The sequence below is a fragment of the Cobetia sp. LC6 genome, assembly GCF_030264805.1.
Lineage (GTDB): Bacteria > Pseudomonadota > Gammaproteobacteria > Pseudomonadales > Halomonadaceae > Cobetia.
Map to the genome: position 1 here is coordinate 35,104 of NZ_JASSPL010000014.1, position 21,412 is coordinate 56,515.

Sequence of the window (21,412 nt, forward strand, 5' to 3'; positions counted from 1 at the left end):
TACAATTTCTCACGCTTGGTACACGCACCGTATACGCAATACACGAGAACGAAAAACGCCCCGGGCGCAGAGCGCTCCGGGGCGTAGATGGCCGGGGCAATTGCCCATGATCACAAGGCAGTTACATACGGCAGTGGTGGGTCGCGGCTTATTCGGCCGGACGACCTACCAGTGAACGACGCTCTTCACGGGCTTCGGTCAAGGAGACCTTGATGATGTCGCCCAGTGAGTAACGCAGCTCGTCTTCGATGCGCACGCGGCCTTCCTTGTCATCGATCGCGACCTTCTTGCGATCGCTGTGGATCAGCGGTGCCGGAATGAAGACGCTGGCGCCATTCTCTTCCAGACGCACGCGCATGCCGCCACGACGGATGTCGATGATCTCGCCAGTGAAGACCTGCTGTTCTTCGGCGGCCTTGGTCAGGTAGCGCACGTAGAGCCAGTCCTTCACATCACGCTCGGCCATGCGGTTGAGACGACGACGTTCGCTGAGGTGCTCGGTCAGCTGCTCGGTGGCTTCCGCCGGCACGTCCTGGCCGAGAATCACACGCTTGATCAAGCGGTGGTTGACCATGTCGCCGTACTTGCGGATCGGCGAGGTCCAGGTCGCGTAGGCTTCCAGACCCAGACCGAAGTGCGGCCCCGGCTGTGCGGACATCACGGTGTAACCCTGGAAGCGACGCATGCGCACGTCCAGCCAGGTGTCTTCGCGACTGTCCAGCTCCTGACGGATCAGGCGGTAGCCTTCCAGGCTGCCCAGCTGTTCCGGCGTGGCGGTGATGTTCTGGCCAGCCAGGAACTCGATGGTGTCGTCGTACTTCTCCGGCGCGAAGCCCTGGTGCACGTTGAAGATACCGTGACCGATGTGCTTGGAGAGCAGACGTGCGCAGCTCAGGTTCGCGGTGATCATGGATTCTTCGATCATGCGATTGCTGATGCGGCGGTGGTCGGCACGTACGTTGAGCACGTTGCCTTCCTCATCCAGTTCGAACTCGAAATCCGGACGCTCGCGGAAGACCTGGGAATTGCGTGCACGCCAGGCGATACGCGCCTGGGTGAAGGCTTCCAGCTGACGCAGTCCTTCGGCCAGCTCTTCGGTTTCCGGCTTCCAGCTGCCTTCCTGGCCTTCGATCCAATCGGAGACGTTGTCGTAGGTCAGGCGGTGGTGGGAGCGCATGGTGGCCGCGAAGAATTTCGGCTCACCGATCACGCCATCGGTATCGATGTCGACGATGCACATCAGCGTCGGACGGTCTTCACCTTCCTTCAGCGAGCACAGGTCATCGGCCAGGATTTCCGGCAGCATGGTGACGTTCTGGCTCGGCAGGTAGACGGTGAAGGAGCGCGTGCGCGCCTCTTCGTCGACAGGGCTGCCTTCCGGCACGTAGGCGGTCGGGTCCGCGATGGCGATGCTCAGGGTCCAGCCGCCTTCCGGGCGCTCGACGATGTGCAGGGCGTCATCCATGTCACGCGTCTTCTCACCATCGATGGTGAAGAAGGGCACGTGGGTCATGTCTTCGCGGGTCAGGCCCTCATCCAGCAGCGGCCAGTCGTTGCCGCCCTCCGGTGAGGCCTGTTCCAGCGCATGGCGCGCCAGGGTGACACGCCATGGCACGCGCGGGTTGTCCACCTCGGCGATGACTTCCTCTATCTGGGCGAAGAAGCTGCGGTCATCCTTGCGCATCGGGTGACGCAGCAGACGTGCCACGACCCAGTCGCCATCATTGAGGGCTTCCTCATTGATGCCACGCTTCACGCGCGCTTTCATGCGCGTGTTGATGGACGGGTGATCCGGCATCACGTTCAGGCGGCCATCACGTTTGCCGACACGAGCGACGAAGCGATCGACACCCGTCTCAATCAGCACTTCCGGCTGTACGGACTTCTTCTCACCTTCCACCTTGACGGTCGCTTCGACGGTATCGCCGTGCAGTACCTGCTTCATGGCGGGTGGCGGCACGAAGTAAGACTCGCCGTCCTCGCATTCGAGGAAGCCGAAGCCCTTGTCGGTGCCTTTGATCACCCCCGTGACACGGGGAATTTCCTGGCGGATTTGATCTTTCAGCTGCGCCAGCAGCGAATTGTTCTGCAGCATTTCGGAAGTTCTGTTGGCGGGGTCAGTGGCTCACTATACGGACATGGAGCATGGGGGGAAAGCGGCCAGATGGCCCAACGCCCGCGCGGGCTGCGCGCAGGCGTGGATGAGCGGTGGGACAACCGCGGGCAACCCAGGTGAAAGCGGCCTGCCTGCGTACCTTGTCACAGGCTCAGGCGCGCGCTCAGTCGGCGGTCGCCGTGGCGTTGATCAGACGCGAAACCGGGGTATCACCGTCGAACAGGGTGAAGATGGGCGCCTTGCGCTGACGGCCACCGATCTCGCGAGCCTTGATCAAGCCAAGCAGGAACTCGGCGACATTGGCGCGCGAGACCTGCATCTCGTCGGAGTCATCGGCGTTCTGGGTCAGCTTGCCGCTGCCGCTGTCGTTGGTGAGACGGCCGGGCTTGACGATGACATGACGCAGGCCGCTCTCGGCGAGGCACAGGTCGGCCGCCTTCTTGGCCGCGAAGTAGGGGCGCATCGCTGCCGGGCCGGCCAGTGGTGTCTCGGAGCGGATCGAGCTGACCTGGATCACGCGCGACAGCCCGAATTCGGCGGCCAGCTCTGCGGTGCGCATCGCACCATGCAGGTCAATAGTCAGCGTCTTGTCCGGGCCGGTGTTCGGGCCGGAGCCCGCGACGAACACCGCCTGATCGCAGCCATAGAAGGCCTGGCGCATCTCGCCTTCCAGGTCGCCCAGTACCGTCGGGATGCTGCGATCATGGAACCAGCTCTGCTGCTCGGTCGAGCGGATCATCGCCACGATGGGTTCGCCGGCGGCCTGAGCCTTCTCGCAGAGTTGACGACCGATCTTGCCGTTGGCACCGATGATGAGCGTCTTGCGCATGCTGTCTGCTCCTTCGCGAATCAAATGGGCGAGGTGGCTTGCGAGTGGTATTCCCACTCACTGCCACGCCCCTCCTTGTAGAGCAAGGTCTGCGGGCTGAATCACGAGACTTCAAGGGGGCCGTTCAATCGCGGGCATTACGCGGCGCCTCGCTCGCGGGATGAAGTCTGCGATGGTCAAGCATTAAAGGCGGCTGTCATCTCTGTCTGTGGCACGGGAGCCTTGCTAGGATGGCGCTGCCAGGTACGACTCCCCAAAGATTGCGCCAACGACAAGGATGCCCGATGAGCCGCATAGCCCACCCCGATAATGATGAGCACAGCGACACTGCCGCATGGCACGGCGCCGCCTTCCCCTCCGAGAGCGCGATCCGGGTCGGGCTGATCGGTTATGGCATGGCGGTGCGCACCTTCCACGCGCCCTTGATCGAGGCCACGGACGGGCTGGCGCTGGTGGCACTGTCCACCTCGCGGCCCGAGATCGTCAGGGCCGAGCGTCCGCAGCTGGAGGTGGAGGCCACCCCTGAGGCCTTGCTTGCGCGTGACGACATCGACCTGATCATCATCGCGACGCCCAACGAGACCCACGCTCCGCTGGCCTCTGCAGCGCTGGCGGCAGGCAAGCATGTGGTCGTCGACAAGCCCTTCACGGTGACGCTTGAAGAAGGTGAGGCCCTGACCCGCCAGGCCGAGCAGGCCGGACGGGTGCTGGCGGTATTTCACAATCGGCGCTTCGATGCCGACTTCCTGACGCTGGCGGAATTGATCAACGACGGCACGCTGGGCCGTATCGCGCATCTGGAATCCCACTTCGACCGCTTCCGTCCTACGGTGCCGAACCGCTGGCGTGAGCAGGCACTGCCCGGCAGCGGCCTGTGGTATGACCTCGGTCCGCATCTGCTGGATCAGGCGCTGTGCCTGTTCGGCGAACCGAGCACCATCCAGCTCACGCGTCGCGCCCAGCGCGAGGGCGCGGTGACCGATGATTTCTTCCACGCCGTGCTCGATTACGCCCACCATCCAAGGCACCCGGGTCTGGTAGTGGAGCTGCACGCCAGTGCACTGACGGCGGCGCCGACGGCACGCTTTGCCGCACACGGTACCCGTGGCAGCTACGTGGTATTCGGGCTCGACCCTCAGGAGGATTGCCTCAAGGCCGGTGACTGGCCCTCGCGTGACCCGCTGGAGCGCCAGGCGCGCCAGTGGGGGCGGGATGCGCGTCCCGGAATGCTGACCGTGCTGGAGGCCGACCCGGATGGCGCCGAAGGCGAGCAGGTGCTGGTGGGTGGCACCCATCAGGGCCGCGATGGCGACTATCCGGCCTGGTATGCGGGGCTGCGCGACTGCATTCGTGGCCAGGGCGGCAATCCGACTTCACCCCATGAGGCGCTGCGCGTGATGAAGTGGCTGGAGGCCGGCATCGCCAGCGAAGGCTGAAACCATCGAAGGTGAGATGACTCACGAAAGACGCGCGCCCTGAAGGCCCGAATGGCCAGCTATCAGAGGCGCGCGTCTTGTTTTTCAAGGCAGTGGCAGGCGAGGACGCGGCCTGCTCAGCTCGGGTCGTTCTCGCCCTTGTCGGCCTTGCGCATGCGCGAGAACAGCTCCGCGCGCAGCTCACCGATGCGCGGCACCTCCTCGGCATGGAAGGGGATGGGGCGCAGCAGGCGCATGGCTCGCAGGCCGAGACGTGCGTTCATCAGGCCACTGCCCAGTCCCTGACCGGCCTTGGTGGAGAGGCGGCCGGCCAGATTCATCGACAGCAGGTCCATGCTGGCCTCGGCAGCCAGTTCGCTGGCACCGGCGAAGGCCATCGAGGCCAGCACTTCCTTGAACAGCCGCAGGCGGCTGGCATAGCCCAGCTCCAGCCCGTAGAGGCGCGACAGGCGCTCCATCATGCGCAGACCGCGCCAGGCCACCAGGCTCATGTCGACCCAGGTCAGCGGCGAGACCGCCACCATCACCGCTGTCTCGCCACTCATGCGCGAGATCAGACGCCGCGCCTCACGGTCCCGCGGCCCCAGCACGTGGAAGGCGAACAGCTCGCGGCGCTCCGATGGGGAGTGATGCGCTTCACAGGCGGCGCGCCAGGCGCGCACGCCGGCGTCATCATCGCCGAGCTTCATCTGGCGACGCAGCTGTTCGAGCAGGTCTTCCTGCTGGCTGTCGGCCTTGCCGCCTGCCTTGCCCGAATCCTCGTCAGGCGTGGACAGCGCATCACCGCGCTGGCCAAAGCCCTGTTGGCCAAAGCTTTTCTGGCCAAAGCTCTCCTGGCCAAAGTCATCCTGCTGATGCTCTTCCAGCTCGGCGCGCAGCGCGACGTGCCTGCGCAGGTGACGCAGCCTGAAGAGCTCCTTGCCCAGCGCACGGGCGCCAAGCCCGATGGCGCCAAGGCCCAGCAGACCCCAGGCGCCGGCGATCAGGTCGCCGCCCATGGCCGCCTGATAGAGCGCATGACCGGCTTCGACACCCCCGAGTGTCAGGGTGCCGAGCAGCAGCCATTTGAGGCCGCGATGACGTGGCCGGGCGCTCAGCGTCGCATCCAGTCCCGGCGTGGCGGGTTCCGGTTCGGCCGCCGCCAGCGGCTGGCTTTCCATCTCCGGCGAGAAGTGACGCGCGCCGCGCAGGGCCTCTGCCGTGCTCTTCGATGCGCTCTCGGTGGGGCGCTCGGCATAGGGGGGCGAGGCGGCATCGGCCTGCGCCGAATCGGGGCTCGTGAAGCGTTTGCCCGGGCGCGGATGGCGGGATTCGGTGTTCATTTCAGGTGGTCTCCCAGCAGCCAGTCGAGCACGGCGTCCATGCGGATGTGAGGTGGCGCATTGTCATCGATCTTCGGCGGCGCGAAGTGGGGGAAGTCGAAGCGGCTTTCGGCCCAGAAATTCGGGTCGGGCAGCCGTGAAGGCACCTCGCCCGGGAACAGCAGCACGGACTCGCGGCCAGTGCCTTGTGTGTCCGAGTCGCCCGCTCCCTCGTGCTCGCCTAACAGTTGTCCCGCCAGTGCCGGATGACGTTGGCCATTCTCTACCACCTCACGCGCCTCACTGGCGCGGATGGCGGCGATGGTGAAGGCCTTGAGTGGCACATCGCGATAGCGCAGGCGCTTGAGCGGGTCCGCCAGCAGCTGCTCGAGCAGGTCGCGCATCGCGCCATGCTGCTCTGGCGTGACGTGGTCGGCCTTGGTGGCGGCGATGGCCAGGCGGTCGATGCGGCGGTCCATCAGGCGCGCCAGCAGGTGGCGGCGGCCATAGGCGAAGCTGTCGAACAGCTTGTCCAGTGCACGGCTCAGGTCGCGGAATGGCGCCGGGCCGGCATTCAGCGCGCCCAGCACGTCGATAAGCACGATCTGGCGATCAAAGCGCCGGAAGTGGTCGTGATAGAAAGGGCGCACCACGCGGCGGCGATAGTGATCGAAGCGCCGCGCCAGGGTGGGATACAGGCTGGCTTCCGGCAGGGCGGCCAACGCGTCGGGTGTCCAGTCACCGAGCCCCGGCAGCGGGAAGAACTGCAGCACCGGCGCCTCGTCCAGCTCGCCGGGCAGCAGAAAGCGGCCCGGTGTCAGGTCGACGAAGCCACCCTTGCGGCGCGCGGCGTGCAGATAGCCGGTATAGAGGCTCGCGATCTCGGCGAGGCGGTCTTCATCCACTTCGCTGTCCGGTGTCAGGCCCTCTATGGCCGCCATCCAGTCCTGCGCCCAGTCGCCACGCCCGTCGGCCAGCTGGGTCTCGCACTCACTGCTCCAGCCGCTGAAGTCCTGCTCCAGCATCGGCAGGTCCAGCAGCCATTCGCCGGGATAGTCGATCAGGTCCAGCGTCAGGGTGGCGCGCTGGCTGTCGAGCATGCGCGCGGCGCGCGAGGTGGGGCGAAAGCCTATCTTGAGACGCAGCTCGCTGATGCTGCGGGTCGGCGTCGGCCATTCGGGCCCGTGGGGTGACTGCTGGCCGGACAGCGAACGCAGGCCGGCTTCCAGCGGAAAGCGCGGGATGGAGAGGTCCGGCTGGCTGACGCGTTCCGCGCCGAGCAGGCGGCCGTCGCGTGCGGCAGGCAGCAGTTCCAGGCGCGCGCCGAGTCCGGCATGGCGCAGCTGCTCGATCAGCGAGACGAGAAAGGCGGTCTTGCCGGCACCGGACAGGCCCGTGACGGCGAGCCGCAGCTGGCGGTCGAGACCGCGCTCCAGCAGGTCATGTGCTTCGCGGCCCACATCGCGGGCAAGCTGGCGGGCGTTGCGGGTCATGGTGTTGAACATCAGGCATTCCCTGTCAGTGGGGGCGAGGCGGCGGCGCGACGTGATGGCATCCTGGCAGTTGATGATGAGCTGGATGATGGCCGGGACTTGTCAGCGTGCGCCGTACGGCTCGCCATCAACCCTCTATCTGCGGGCGATCGGCGCGCAAGGCAAGCTGACGCCACACCAGCAGGGCGATGGGTAGCAGGCAGGCGGGGATCAGCAGCAGGTTGAGCAGCGCCCAGCCCAGCGTGCTGACCAAGGGGCCGGCCAGCAGCGCCGTCACCGCCCCGGTGGTGAAGACGAGGAACTCGTTGACAGCCTGGGTGCGGGCCTTCTCGTTGGGGCGATGGCAGTGGGTCAGCATCGTGGTGGCGGGCAGGAAGGTGAAGTTCCAACCGATGCCGAGCAGGATGAGACCGAGGAAGAACCCCTGGGTTCCCGTCAGGTAGTCGGCGGCCAGCAGCTGCGCGGTGGCAAGACTTGCCAGCAGGAAGGCGCAGCCGGTCACGATCATGGTGCCCGACCCGAAGCGGGCGACCAGCCGCCCGGTGAAGAAGGACGGCAGGAACATGGCGACCACATGCCATTGGATGGTGGTGGCGACGTGATCGAAGCCGTGTCCGGCATGGGCCATCGCCAGCGGTGTGGCCGTCATCGCCAGATTCATCACCCCATAGCCGACCATCGCGCTGAGCACGGCCAGCAGGAAGGTCGGCTGACGCAGGATCACGCCCAATGGACGTGCAGGTTCCACTGCATCACCGTCGGCTGACCGGGCATTGTCCTCGCTGGGCAGGCGGATGAAGGCCAGCAAGAGAAGCGCCACCAGATAGAGCGCCCCCAGCCCGATGAAGCTACCCAGGAAGGGCGTGTCGGCCAGCGCATGACTGGTGCGGGCAAGCCAGGGTCCGAAGAAGGCCGCCAGCACGCCACCCCCCATTACCAGCCCGATGGCGCGTTCGCGCTGCTCCTCCGGGGCGGCCTCCATCGCGGCGAAGCGATACAGCTGACCGAAGCCGATGCCGATGCCCACCAGCCAGGTGGCGAGCAGGAACAGCCCGAAATGCTGCAGATGCAGTGCCAGCACGGCCAGCCCCGCGCCAGCCAGCCCGCACAGATTGCCGAGCACGAAGCCACGTCGCCGCCCGAGGCGGGCGGTGATCAGTGAGGCGGGAATGGTGGCACACATCAGTCCCAGCCACTGGGTGGCGACCGGCGCGGTCGACCAGCTGCTCGAGGCCAGCTGGGCACCGATCAGTGGTGAGACCGCGATCAGCAGGATGTTGCCGCTGACCAGCAAGGCCTGACACAGCGACAGCAGCGTGACGGCCAAGGGCAGGCGTGCCCGGTCGGCAGCGGGAGAAGATAGTGGCATGAAGGCGCAGCTCCGTCGGATATCGGCGCCCGGTGCGCCTGTCCTGATTATGCCTGTACTCCGTCCAGGCGTTCCAACTCCATGCCCGGGGTCGCGCTCACGGCGAGCCTAGTCTCCCGCCCATTCCCGCAGGCTGCCCTGGCGCACACGGTGAATGGCGTGTGACAGCTCGCCCTGCTCGGCAAGGCGCTGGATGACTGCGGGCAGCGCAGCGCGGATCTGTGTAGCTGACATGCCGGGGGAGAGTTCCGAGGCATACAGCATCTTGAGCAGCACGTAATCCAGCGGGCTCAGCCAGGTATCCACCGTGACGTCACTGAAGACGGAGGGAAAGACGTTATCCGAATCATTGGGCAGCCCCATCAACTGGGCGCTCTCCTCGACGACGCAGTCCACCAGGCGCGCCTTCTGGCGGGCATAGTCCGCGGGGATCAGGATCAGGCCGCTGGTGATGGCGTGATCCGGCCCGGTCTTGAACAGCGTCAGGCATACGCCTTCCCGCAATGCCTTGCGCATGCCCGGGGTGGCGGCCTGCTGCTTGCCGACATAGGCGGCGGCCTCGCGCGTCATGTTTTCCCGGGCGATGAAGGCGATGCGCAGATTGGCCTCTCTGGCGGAAGGCACGAAACTCAGCGGATGACCGGTGATGGTGGATAGATGACGGAACTGGATCTCGCTCATCTGTCGCTGCAGAGATGAGTCGCCCAGCTGCGAGTCGACCCAGACCGTGATCGGTTTCTGCCAGCGCACCAGCGAGGCGCTGCTGCCGAGCAGGTATTCACGCTTGAGTGCCACTTCCATGAAGCTGTCCGCCAGTACAGCGGCCCGCTGCCAGCGCTCGGCGGCCTGGCTCGGGCTGACGGTGGCCAGACAGGACAGCAGCAGACCGATCCCCAGCGCCTTGAGTGCCCAAGGCGCCCTCAGCGAGGAAGCGAAAGAAGCCCTCAGCGTGGAAAAGAACAGCCCCTTGAGCTGGCGATGGGGTAAGCAGAGCATGGGCGACCTCTTCAGGGAACATGCAGTCCAGCATGCCTGAAATGCAAACGCCCCGCGTGTCCGAGAGGGCAACGCGGGGCGTGATACTCATTTGATGACGATTTGCCGTCCCAAAAAGGCGGCTTTCAGGCGTCAGATGAAGGCCAGATAGATGGCGATCACCAGCACGACCAGCAGCAGTGCACAGACCTTGGCACCTTTCCAGGGCGTCATGTCGATGGCGCCGACATCCTGCTGGATCCACGGCTCGTCACGCGGCGCCAGCTTGCCGATGATCAGCATCATCGCGATCAGCAGCACGAACACCAGACCGACGAAGTGGAACTCGTGGATCACGTCCAGCACGCCGGAGAAGGCCGGCACGAAGTAGACCACCCCGATCACGCTGCAGCCGATCAACAGTGCCAGGTTGGCGGCGATGGTCGGCACGCGACGTGTCAGCAGCCCCATCAGCACCACGGCGAAGATCGGGATGAAGTAGATGGCATTCATCTTCTGCAGGTAACCGAACAGGCTCTCCTGACCGGCCAGCAGCGGCGCGAGGGTCATGGAGGCGATCGCCAGCACCCAGCCGAAGCCCTTGGAGACCTTGACCACTTCCTCGTCGCTGGCATCACGACGCAGATGCGCCTTGTAGATGCCGGTGGAGAACAGCGTGGTGGTGGCGTTCAGCGCCGAGTTGAAGGACGACAGGATCGCGCCGACCATCGCCGCGGCGAAGAAGCCGGTCAGCGGTGCGGGCAGTACATCGAACACCAGCTGGCCGTAGGCGCTGTCGGCCTTGACGCCGGAAGAGGCGTAGAGGTGGTAGGCGATGATGCCGGGAATCACCAGATACAGCGGGCCCAGCAGCTTGAGGGCACCGGTCAGCAGCACGCCTTTCTGGCCCTCGGCGAGGGTCTTGGCGGCGAAGGTGCGCTGGATGATCTGCTGGTTGGTACACCAGTAGAAGAAGTTGATGATCATCACGCCGGTGAACAGAGTCGAGAAGGGTACCGACTGGTCTTCGCCGCCCATTGAGTTGAATTTCTCCGGATTGGCGGCGGTCAGCGTGTCCCAGCCGGCCATCGCGCCCTGGCCATCACTGACGGCATCGAGGCCGAAATAGACGATCAGCATGCCGCCGATCAACAGGCCCACGCCGTTCAAGGTGTCGGAGATGGCGATGGAGCGCATGCCGCCGAACAGGGCATAGATGGCACCGATGATGCCGACGACCCAGATGGTCATCCACAGCAGTGCATTGGGCGAGCTGATACCGGTCAGCGAGGGAAGGTCCAGCATGCCCTGCAGGCCGATGGCACCGGAGTAGAGGATGATCGGCAGCAGGATCACCGCGTAGGCGAACAGGAAGATCAGGTTGGTGATCAGCTCGGTGCTGCGTCCGAAGCGCAAGGCCAGCAGCTCAGGCAAGGTGGTGATGCCACTCTTGAGGAAGCGTGGCAGGAAGAACATCGCCATCACCACCATGGCCAGTACCGCCATGACTTCCCAGGCCATCACTGACAGACCATCGGTGAAGGCGGCGCCATTCAGGCCGACCATCTGCTCGGTGGACAGGTTGGTCATCAACAGGGAGCCCGCGATCAGCGGGAAGGTCAGGCTGCGTCCGGCGAGGAAGTAACCGGTGGAATGCGAGGTGTCATCGCGGTGTGTCCACCACCAGGTCAAGACAGCGACCAGGCCGGTAAAGAACACGAAAGAAACAAGTGTCAGAGCATGCATGGGGGGAGGGTTCCTTTAGGCGTGCGGCGTCGAATCAGAAGGGGTCAGACTCATGATCCGAGGAGATGATTCGATGCCGATCCAGCCGTGGCGATGCAATGCACACAGCAGGCTGTGTCATCGTCCGTGAAGAGACTCACCGGTAACATTCACGGCAAGACTGGCGATAGTGTAGGTATCTGCCGATTTCTCGCTATCCGCCATTTGTAGAACATACGTTGGTTTTGAGGTGCAGCTGGCGTCGATTGAGCGTTGAGAATGAACAGGAGGTCGTTGCTTCTCAGTCTCTGGTATCAGGCTTTGATCGCAGTGTCGTAAAAAGACGCATGTCGCGGTTTTCACCGCGCATTGCGGGTCACCTTTGATGCCCAGTCAGAGACGCCAGCGCCCCGTCATCGGTGAAGATGACGGGGCGCTGGCGTGAGCATGTCGTGCGTTCATCTCGTACGCACATGTCGTGAGGTCATGACGATGACGATGACGATGACATGCGGCGTGCGATCGCGTCGTGCGGGTGGGGCGATCAGCTGGCGAAGGCCAGGTAGATGGCCATCACCAGTACCAGCAGCACGATGCTGGCGATACGAGTGCCGGCCCAGGGCGTCATGTCGATGGCGCCGACGTCCTGCTGGATCCAGGGTTCGGCGCGCGGTGACAGCTTGCCGATCACCAGCATCATGGCGATCAACAGCACCAGCACGATGGCGATGAAGTGGAAGTTGTGCACCCGATCGACCAGTTCGGAAAGCGTCGGCACGAAGTAGAACAGGCCGATGACCGCGCAGCCGAGCACCAGCGCCAGATTGGCGGCGATGGCCGGCACGCGCTTGGACATCAGTCCCACCACGATCACCGCCAACAGCGGGATGTAGTAGATGGAGTTCACCTTCTGCACGTAGACGAACAGGCTTTCCTGGGTCGCCAGCAGCGGCGCGATGGCCATCGCGGCGGCGGCCATGATCCAACCGGCCCACTTGGAGGCCTTGACCACCTCTTCATCGCTGGCCTGCGGCTTGAGGCGTGCCTTGTAGACATCGAGGCTGAACAGGGTGGCGGTGGAGTTGAGCGCCGAGTTGAAGGACGACAGGATCGCGCCGACCATCGCCGCGGCGAAGAAGCCGGTCAGCGGCGCGGGCAGCACATCGAAGACCAGCCGACCATAGGCGGCGTCGGCCTTGATGCCGTCACCGGCGTAGAGCTGGAAGGCGATGATGCCCGGCAGCACCAGATACAGCGGGCCCAGCAGCTTGAGGGCACCGGTCAGCAGCACGCCCTTCTGGCCCTCGGCGAGGGTCTTGGCGGCGAAGGTGCGCTGGATGATCTGCTGGTTGGTACACCAGTAGAACATGTTGAGCAGCAGCACCCCGGTGAACAGGGTCGAGACCGGCACTGACTGGTCATCCCCGCCCAGCGAATTCAGCTTTTCCGGGTGGGTCTCCTTGAGCGTCTCCCAGCCAGCGAGGATACCGTTGCCGTCGCCGACGCGGTCCAGCCCGTAGTAGACGATGATCATGCCGCCGATCAGCAGGCCGATGCCGTTCAGAGTGTCGGAAATGGCGATGGAGCGCAGGCCACCGAAGAGGGCATAGATGGCACCGGCGATGCCGACGGCGATCACGGTGCCGGTCAGCAGCACCATCTGCGAGTCGATGCCGGTCAGGGCTCGCAGGTCGAGCACGCCCATCAGACCGAGGGCGCCGGAGTAGAGAATGCTGGGCAGCAGGATGATGGCGTAGGCCAGCATGAAGATCAGGTTGGCCAGCAGCTGGGTGGTGCGATCGAAGCGCAGTGCCAGCAGTTCCGGCAGGGTGGTGATACCGCTCTTGAGGAAGCGTGGCAGGAAGAACATGGCCATCGCGACCAGCGAGACCACGGCTACCACTTCCCAGGCCATCACGGAGAGGCCGTCGGTGAAGGCGGCGCCGTTGAGGCCCACCATCTGCTCGGTGGAGAGGTTGGTCATCAGCAGGGAGCCTGCGATGATCGGGAAGGTCAGACTGCGTCCGGCGAGGAAATAGCCGGTGGAATGTTGATGGTCGTCACGACGGGTCAGCCACCAGGTGATCACGGCGACCAGCCCCGTGAAGAACACGAAGGAGCTCAGGGTGAGGGCGTTCATGGCATTATCCTTGTTGAACAACAGGGCTCGGAGGCCTGCTTGCTCAGCTGCCCATCGTCTGCAGAACATGCCTCACCGTTGGCGCGCGGTAGCACGAGACACGCTGTCAGCGACCGACATCTAGCGTGCCGATCAGTGTCAAAGAAATGCCGGACCCTCACCATTGATAATTTGTCTGACATTTTTCTGCAATTGTCTGATTCGTGCAGACATAGCCCGGTAGCGGCTGTCGACCTGTCGCCATGACCAGAACGCCCCGCCTCTTGCGTGTCGATCGACGGCAGGAGGCGGGGCGTTGTCGTTGTCAGAAGCTGGTATCGCAAGCTGATAGTCAGCAGCGGGTGTCAGTAACCGACACCGCTGTCAGACGCTGGCGCCGGAGGGGGTCAGCACCTGCTGGTAGAGCGAGGCGCCGTGGATGTCTTTCAGTGTGACGGTCAGCGCTTCGCTCTCGGGATCGAGATCCACCTGGCCGAAGAACTGGAAGCCTTCGCTGGGCGACATGTTGGCCCGTCCCTCAGGCGGTGCCTTCACGAATTCGAGTCTTGGTCCGAAGGTGTTGTCCAGCTCGCCAGGGCCGTAGGTGCCGGCGTGGATCGGGCCACTGACGAATTCCCAGAAAGGTGTGAAGTCCTTGAATACGGCGCGCTCGGGCGAGTAGTGATGTGCGGCGGTGTAGTGCACATCGGCGGTCAGCCAGACCAGATTCTGGATGTCGTGATCGCGCACGAACTTGAGCAGTTCGGCGATCTCCTGCTCGCGTCCCAATGCCTCGCCATCCCCATTGGCGCCGTTCTCGAAATTGTCGCCGTCACGCACCAGCAGTCCGATGGGCATGTCGGAGGCGATGACCTTCCAGGTGGCGGTACTGGCCTTGAGCGACTGCTTGAGCCAGGCCAGCTGATCGCGACCCAGGAAGTCGGTCTGTGGCCCGCGCCCCGTCTGGCGGTTGGCGGAATTGGCACCGCGGAAGCTGCGCATGTCGAGCATGAACATCTCGAGCCCCGGCCCGAAGCTGAAGTTGCGGTGGATGCGCTCCGGCGCGGCAGGGCCGGTGCGCAGCGGCATGTTCTCGAGGAAGGCGCGCCGCGCATTGGCGGACAGCACGTCGAGATTCTTCTCGGTGTAGCGATCATCCTCGAGAATCTCGCCCGGGTACCAGTTGTTGGTGGTCTCGTGGTCATCCCACTGGGCGAACATCGGCACTTCGGCATTGAAGCGGCGCAGGTTCTCGTCCATCAGATTGTAGGCGTACTGGCCACGATACTCGTCCAGCGTTTCTGCCACCTTGGACTTGGCGGGCGTGACGATATTGCGCCACAGGCTACCGTCGTGCTGGGTGACGCTCTCCTTGAGCGGGCCATCGGCGTAGATGGTATCGCCGGAGTGCAGGAAGAAGTCCGGCTTGACCTGGCGCATGGTCTCGTAGAGGCGCAGGCCACCGAAGTCCGGATTGATGCCCCAACCCTGGCCGACGGTGTCACCGGACCACACGAAGCGCAGCGCACGCGGTGCCTGCGCGCTGGGCGGCAACACCAGGCGACCGGCTGTGGCCTCGCTGATGGCGCGGTGATCATCCAGCGCCGCGTAGCGCACCCGGTAGAAGACCTCGCCGCTGGCGTTGGCGCGAGTGCCGATGCGAGTCAGGTCGAGCTTGCTGGTCAGGCCATCCGTCGGCAGGGCCACCGGACCGCGCATCTGGAAGGCGCCGCGCATCTCGGGATTGTCGGCCAGTTCGATCAGCATGCGTGCCGGCTTGTCGCTCTGGCTCCACAGCATGGCGCGGCTGGCGGTCACGTCGCCGCTCATCACACCGGAGGGCATGCGAGGTCGTCGTCCCTCGGCCATCACGATCGCGGGGGCGCCGAGCAGGCCCGTGGTCGCCAGCAGCCCGACCCCGGCGCCTTGCAGGCCGCGCCCCAGCAGCTGGCGGCGGTCCATCCGTGACGGGGCACCGGCGGGGGTGCCTGGTGCAGCACCATTGCCGGCTGGCGCAGTGCTTGGCGAGACGGGGGAGGTGTGGGAGGTGGGGGAAACGTGAGCGGCGTGGGACTTGCGAGAGGAGCGCAAAGGCAGCAGATCAGACAGACGGCGGGACATGAGGGGCTTCCTTGTAACAATCTGGCGTCAGGTTGGGATAGCAAGTGGCATCAGAAGTGACATCACGAGTGACATCAGGGCGCCAACCATCGCGGGGCAGGCCGCAAAGGCTGACAGCGCTGATGGGAGAGACTACTTTCCACGCTCAAGATGAAGATCCGGTGTCAGAACCATGATCGCTCCACGCCGCCCACGCCCGGCACTTGCAGTACAAGGTGCCGCACTCAGTCAGGCCTTTCTCGCGGCTTATTGCCCGATTTCACGCAAGGACACCCCTCATGCCCCGCTCAACCCCCTCGGAGTTCTCACAACCTGACCCTGCCAGGCTGATCACGGACAGCCACCCCCAGGCACGGCATGTACTCGATTACTGGTTCACTCAGCTGACGCCCAAGGACTGGTTTCGCAAGAGCGATGCACTCGATGGCCAGCTGCGTGAGCGATTCGCCATGCGCCTCGAGCAGGCGCTCGCCTGTGAGCTATGGGAGTGGCGGACGAGCGTCGGTGGGCGGCTGGCGGAAATCCTGCTGCTGGACCAGTTCGCGCGCAATATCCATCGCGATACGCCGCGTGCCTTCAGCGGCGACAACCTGGCGCTCGCGCTCTCGCAACAGGCCGTCGCGCTGGGCGACCTGGACCGTCTTCCGCTGGCCTGGCAGCCCTTCGCGATCATGCCGTGGATGCACAGCGAATCGTTGCGCATCCATGAACACGCCGAACAATTGTTCGCACGCCCCGGCCTCGAGCACACCCTGCGCTATGAGCATCGGCATGCGGACATCGTGCGTAGATTCGGCCGCTACCCGCATCGCAATGCGATTCTCGGCCGCGAGTCCACGCCGGAAGAGATCGCCTTCCTGGGCCAGCCCGGCTCCTCATTCTGACAAATGAAGAATCGACCCCTTTTAATTGCGTGACGTCGTCTCCAAGACTTGTACAGCGGCGCCAAGCGCCCGTACATCAGCAAGGAAGGAGACAGCAGATGGGTATCATTCTTGGGTTGATCATCGGTGGTCTGGCCGGCTGGATCGCAGGCAACATCATGCGCGGCGGCAGCTTCGGCATTCTTGGCAACATCGTCGTCGGTGTTGTCGGCGGCCTGCTGGGTAGCGTCATCTTCAAGCTGCTGGGGCTGGCCTCCACCGGCATCATCGGCTCGCTGGTCGTCTCGGTCGTGGGGGCGGTGGTGTTGCTGTGGATCGTCTCGAAGGTCAAGTCCAAGGCCTGACGGCGCGAAGTCGAGCCCCGTCAGGCGGTTTTCAGCAAGCGCAAGTCGCAAGTGCAAGCAGCAAGTGCAATCGTCAACAGCAAGTGAAGTCCCTTGCGGGTGTCTGGATGGATTCGATGTAGCCACCCGCCGCAGCAACGCCTCTTGTCACCCGGGCTCCTGACTGCCCGGTGATCTGTCACGGCGCCGAGAGGCGCCTTGTCGAGGCGTGTACCTGGACAGGAAGTACTTGGAAGGAAGTACCTGGACAGGATGCACCTGGACAAGAATTACGCCGGCAAGAGGCGGCAAGGCCGAATCATCCTTCAGCGCCACATTGGTGGCGCGTTGCGGATCTAGCGAAAACAGGAGCGTTTGAGCATGGCGAGCAATGAGCACGATTCAGCACCTTCTTCCCAGTGGAATGCCGACAGTGCGAAGTGCCCCTATCACGAGGGCCAGAATCGCTCGGCAGAGGGAGAGAACCCCTATACCCACCCCAACCGCAACGGGCCGCACGACATCAGGCCCAATGCCGGTGACGGCCATGCCAAGGACGAGGCGCTGGAGACCTATCGCGCCGACGCCGAAGGGCATGACCTGCGCACCAACCAGGGGTTGCGCATCGCGGACAATCACAATTCGCTGAAGGCGGGGGAGCGCGGTCCGACCCTGATGGAAGACTTCATCTTCCGCGAGAAGATGAACCACTTCGACAATGAACGTATTCCTGAGCGTATCGTTCATGCGCGTGGCGCGGCCGCGCACGGGTATTTTCAGGCTTACGACAATGCCGCCAGGTATTCCAAGGCCGGCGTGTTCAGTGACCCGTCCAAGAAGACGCCGGTGTTCGTGCGCTTCTCGACCGTGCAGGGCTCGCGTGGTTCCAACGACACGGTACGTGACGTGCGCGGCTTCGCGACCAAGTTCTACACCGATGACGGCAACTGGGACCTGGTCGGCAACGACATGCCGGTCTTCTTCATCCAGGACGCGATGAAGTTCCCCGACTTCGTGCACGCCGTGAAGCCGGAGCCGCACAACGAGATTCCCCAGGGCCAGTCAGCCCACGACACCTTCTGGGACTTCGTGTCGCTGATGCCCGAAAGCACGCACATGGTGCTGTGGACCATGTCGGACCGCGCCTTCCCGCGCCATTACCGCAACATGGAAGGCTTCGGTGTCCATACCTTCCGTCTGATCGACCGTGAAGGCGTGTCGCGCTTCGTCAAGTTCCACTGGAAGCCGGTGGCCGGTACCTGCTCGCTGATCTGGGATGAAGCCCAGAAGCTGTGGGGGCGTGACCCGGACTTCAACCGTCGCATGATGTGGGATGACATCAAGAACGGTGCACCTCTGGAGTGGGAGCTGGGCATCCAGGTGGTCGAGGAGAAGGACGAGCATAGCTTCGACTTCGATATTCTCGATCCGACCAAGCTGATCCCCGAATCGCTGGTACCGGTGGTGCCGATCGGCAAGATGGTGCTGGACCGCAATCCGGACAACTACTTCGCCGAGACCGAGCAGGTCGCCTTCAATCCGGCCAACATCGTGCCGGGGATCGACTTCTCCAATGACCCGCTGCTGCAGGGGCGCCTGTTCTCCTATCTGGACACCCAGATGCTGCGTCTTGGTGGGCCGAACTTCCACGAGATTCCCATCAACCAGCCGGTGTGCCCGTTCCACAACAACCAGCGCGATGCCCAGCATCGTCAGACCATCAATACAGGGCAGGCGTCCTACGAGCCGAACTCCATCGATGGCGGCTGGCCGGCCGAGACACCGCCGTCCCAGGACGCCCATGGTGGTTTCGAGCCGTATCATGAGCGCGTCGAGGCGCACAAGGTACGTGCGCGCAGCGCCTCCTTCGGGGATCACTATTCCCAGGCCACCCTGTTCTGGAACAGCCAGACTGACGTGGAGAAGGAACACATCATCGCGGCCTACACCTTCGAGCTCTCCAAGGTCGAGCGTCCGTGGATCCGTGAGCGGGTGATCACCGAGATCCTGCCCAATATCGATCTGGAGCTGGCACGTCGCGTCGGTGAGAATCACGGCATCGAGACACCGACCAGCAAGCCCGCGCCGGACGGTGAGCTGGGCACCAGCCAGGTCGAAAGCGATCCGGCGCTGAGCCTGATGGCGCGTCTGCCGGATTCCATCGCCACCCGCAAGGTCGCGATCCTGGCTGCCGATGGCGTCGCCATGGAAGATGTTCGCTCGATCAAGGATCAGCTGGCCGCCGAGGGTGCCGAAGGGCTGTTGATCGCCCCGAGCATGGCGCCGATCAAGGCCGGAGATGGCACCATGCTGTCGCCGGATGCGATGCTCAATGGCCTGCCGTCCGTGACGGTGGATGCCGTTGTCGTCGCTGGCGGCGTGGACAGCGTCGAGGCACTTAGCGGCTCGGGCCTTGGACTCTATTATGTTCAGGAAGCCTACAAGCACCTGAAGCCCATCGTGGCGATCTGCGAAGGCAAGGAGCTGCTGGCCGCCGCGCGTGTGCCGGTCGAGGAGGGCGTCATCCTGGTGGATGATGTACTCGCCGCCAGCCTGCCGCTGCGTGATGCCCTGATGGCTCACCGTGTGTGGTCGCGTGATGCGCGTGCCAATCAGATGCCGGCATGAGGCATTAGCACCCTAAAAAGGTATGATGCGACTCACGAAGCCCCCTGACCTGCGAAGGTCGGGGGGCTTTTTCTTGGTCATGAGGCGGTCATTTGTGGACGTGAAAATGGGGGGACGAAGAAAGGTGTAAACAGGGTTGGTGATACCACCGGATCGAGGGCCATCCTGTGGTTCTCGTCGCTGAGAGTGGCTGATAGGCTCAGTGATAGGGGCTGATTATCGAAGGCATGCTGGTAATTGATTATCACTAGAAGCACCAGATGCGTAAGGTAAGCAGGCATCAAGGGGCCACTAGCCAGCACATGCCGGGCAGGCATCGGCCCCGACCCGATTCGACAATGGGCTGCAGGCCTTCACATCAAGCAGCGCATGAAAATGTGACATCAGCAGTATCTGGCCTTGCCAGTCGAGTTTGATAGCGCTTTTTTCTACCTGACAGGAGAACGTCTACATGTCCCAGACTCCACGCTATACCACAGGTAACGGCGCCCCGGTGCCTCACGATGACATCAGCCAGACAGCGGGCCCGAATGGTTCACTGACCTTCGACAACTGGCGTCTGTTCGAGAAGCTGGCGCACTTCAACCGTGAGCGCATTCCGGAGCGTGTCGTCCACGCCCGTGGCGTCGCCGCTTACGGCACCTTCACCCTGACCCGTGACCTGTCTGATCTGACCATCGCCCGCTTCCTGCAGGGTGTCGGCAAGCAGACCCCGTTGCTGGCGCGTTTCTCCACCGTGGCCGGTGGCCAGGACAGCGGCGACAACACTCGCGACGTGCGCGGCTTCTCGCTGAAGTTCTACACCGAGGATGGCAACTGGGACATGGTCGGCAACAACACGCCGGTGTTCTTCATCCGCGAGCCGTCCAAGTTCCCTGACTTCATCCACACCCAGAAGAAAGACCCGCGTACCAACATGGTCGATTGGCAGAACCGTTGGGAATTCTGGGCCAACCATCCGCAGGCACTGCATCAGGTCACCATCCTGATGTCCGACCGCGGTATCCCGAAGTCGCTGACCACCATGAACGGCTACAGCTCGCACACCCTGAGCCTGTGGAACGACAAGGGCGAGCGTGTCTGGGTCAAGTGGCACTTCAAGACCGATCAGGGCCACGAGACACTGACCGATGACCAGGCGGCGCAGGTCGCCCCGGACTTCCACCAGCACGACCTGTTCACTCGTCTCGAGCGTGGTGAACGTCCGAGCTGGACCGTCAACCTGCAGGTGATGACTGAGCAGCAGGCGCGTGACTACCACATCAACCCGTTCGACCTCACCAAGGTGTGGCCGCACGGTGACTTCCCGCTGATGGAAGTCGGCAAGATGGAGCTCAACCGCAATCCGGAGAACTACTTCGCGGAAGTCGAGCAGTCCGTCTTCTCGCCGTCCAACTTCGTGCCGGGTATCGGCGCCTCGCCGGACCGCGTGCTGCAGGCACGTCTGTGGGCCTACGCCGATGCACACCGCTACCGTGTCGGTGCCAACGCCGAGCAGCTGCCGGTCAACCGTCCGGTCTGCCCGGTCAACCACTACCAGCGTGATGGCGTGATGGCGGGCATGTGCCCGGTCACCGGTCACGGTGGCGGCCCGCTGGGCGGCCAGGTCGGTCAGGGCGTGCCGGGAGAAACGAAGGAAGGTGGCCAGTACTCACGTACCAACTTCTATCCCAACGAGCGTGCCGATCAGGGTGCCCCGGTGCCGGACGCTACCGTCGCCGAGCCGGCGATGCCGCTGGAGCAGAATGCCTGGATGGGCTATCACGACAACAGCGATGAGGATAACTACAGCCAGGCCGGCAACCTCTATCGTCTGTTCGATGAAGGCCAGAAGACGCGCATCACCGACGTCATCGCCGGCACCATGGTAGGCGTCAGCCACGTGGTCCAGGACAAGATGATCGCGCACTTCCGTCAGGCGGATGCCGATTATGGTGATCGTATCGCCACCAAGCTGGCCAAGCTCGATCCGCGCTGAGTCAGTCATGCCGCACTCTCGTCAGGTCAAGAGTGACACCTTGAGCTGACGAAAACATCAAGGCCCCCGCCGGGTAACCGGCGGGGGCCTTGTCGTATGCGGCTGTCAGGGTGCT

The 21,412-nt window shown here is 63.8% G+C and carries 14 protein-coding genes; 5 read left to right on the top strand and 9 right to left on the bottom strand.

Annotation, left to right across the window (positions count from 1 at the left end; genetic code table 11):
• Positions 1-148: 148 nt before the first annotated feature.
• A complete protein-coding gene (locus QQF40_RS14620) occupies positions 149-2,095 on the bottom strand; it encodes an exoribonuclease II (protein WP_175090465.1) in 1,947 nt (648 codons plus the stop codon).
• 184 nt (positions 2,096-2,279) lie between these two features.
• A complete protein-coding gene (locus QQF40_RS14625; protein WP_285461731.1) occupies positions 2,280-2,945 on the bottom strand; it encodes an SDR family oxidoreductase in 666 nt (221 codons plus the stop codon).
• Between the two features lie 284 nt (positions 2,946-3,229).
• Here QQF40_RS14625 and QQF40_RS14630 point away from each other — a divergent pair, with 284 nt between their 5' ends.
• Positions 3,230-4,381, top strand: coding sequence for an oxidoreductase (locus QQF40_RS14630; protein WP_285461732.1), 1,152 nt, complete (start codon positions 3,230-3,232; stop codon positions 4,379-4,381).
• 116 nt (positions 4,382-4,497) lie between these two features.
• Here QQF40_RS14630 and QQF40_RS14635 read toward each other — a convergent pair whose 3' ends face one another.
• The 7 genes from QQF40_RS14635 to QQF40_RS14665 all read right to left on the bottom strand — a co-directional run bounded on the left by QQF40_RS14635 (position 4,498) and on the right by QQF40_RS14665 (position 15,484).
• Entirely contained in the window at positions 4,498-5,703 is a 1,206-nt protein-coding gene (locus tag QQF40_RS14635) for a TIGR01620 family protein (RefSeq protein WP_254627188.1), read from the bottom strand.
• A complete protein-coding gene (locus QQF40_RS14640; RefSeq protein ID WP_285461734.1) occupies positions 5,700-7,187 on the bottom strand; it encodes a YcjX family GTP-binding protein in 1,488 nt (495 codons plus the stop codon). The genes QQF40_RS14635 and QQF40_RS14640 overlap by 4 nt, the downstream gene beginning before the upstream one ends.
• A gap of 115 nt (positions 7,188-7,302) precedes the next feature.
• Positions 7,303-8,508 (bottom strand): MFS transporter, encoded by a 1,206-nt coding sequence (locus QQF40_RS14645; RefSeq protein ID WP_285461759.1) that lies wholly within the window; start codon positions 8,506-8,508, stop codon positions 7,303-7,305.
• Positions 8,509-8,652: 144 nt separating this feature from the next.
• On the bottom strand, positions 8,653-9,540 hold the full coding sequence (locus QQF40_RS14650) for a DUF2927 domain-containing protein (RefSeq protein WP_285461735.1): 888 nt from the start codon (positions 9,538-9,540) through the stop codon (positions 8,653-8,655).
• Positions 9,541-9,672: 132 nt separating this feature from the next.
• Entirely contained in the window at positions 9,673-11,265 is a 1,593-nt protein-coding gene (locus QQF40_RS14655) for a solute:sodium symporter family transporter (RefSeq protein ID WP_175090469.1), read from the bottom strand.
• Positions 11,266-11,788: 523 nt separating this feature from the next.
• Positions 11,789-13,384, bottom strand: coding sequence for a solute:sodium symporter family transporter (locus QQF40_RS14660; protein ID WP_175090470.1), 1,596 nt, complete (start codon positions 13,382-13,384; stop codon positions 11,789-11,791).
• Positions 13,385-13,747: 363 nt separating this feature from the next.
• Positions 13,748-15,484: an alkaline phosphatase D family protein gene (locus QQF40_RS14665; RefSeq protein WP_285461736.1), complete on the bottom strand. Its 1,737-nt coding sequence runs from the start codon at positions 15,482-15,484 to the stop codon at positions 13,748-13,750.
• 278 nt (positions 15,485-15,762) lie between these two features.
• On the opposite strand from QQF40_RS14665, the gene QQF40_RS14670 reads away from it, so the two are divergent.
• The 4 genes from QQF40_RS14670 to QQF40_RS14685 all read left to right on the top strand — a co-directional run bounded on the left by QQF40_RS14670 (position 15,763) and on the right by QQF40_RS14685 (position 21,297).
• Positions 15,763-16,368, top strand: a complete 606-nt coding sequence (locus QQF40_RS14670) for a DUF924 family protein (protein WP_175090471.1) — start codon at positions 15,763-15,765, stop codon at positions 16,366-16,368.
• 98 nt (positions 16,369-16,466) lie between these two features.
• Positions 16,467-16,712 carry a GlsB/YeaQ/YmgE family stress response membrane protein gene (locus tag QQF40_RS14675; protein ID WP_043333988.1) on the top strand — a complete coding sequence of 82 codons (246 nt, stop codon included), beginning with the start codon at positions 16,467-16,469 and terminating at the stop codon, positions 16,710-16,712.
• 360 nt (positions 16,713-17,072) lie between these two features.
• Positions 17,073-19,319 (top strand): catalase HPII, encoded by a 2,247-nt coding sequence (gene katE / locus QQF40_RS14680; protein WP_285461737.1) that lies wholly within the window; start codon positions 17,073-17,075, stop codon positions 19,317-19,319.
• A gap of 451 nt (positions 19,320-19,770) precedes the next feature.
• Entirely contained in the window at positions 19,771-21,297 is a 1,527-nt protein-coding gene (locus QQF40_RS14685; protein ID WP_175090473.1) for a catalase, read from the top strand.
• The last annotated feature ends 115 nt before the right edge of the window (positions 21,298-21,412 follow it).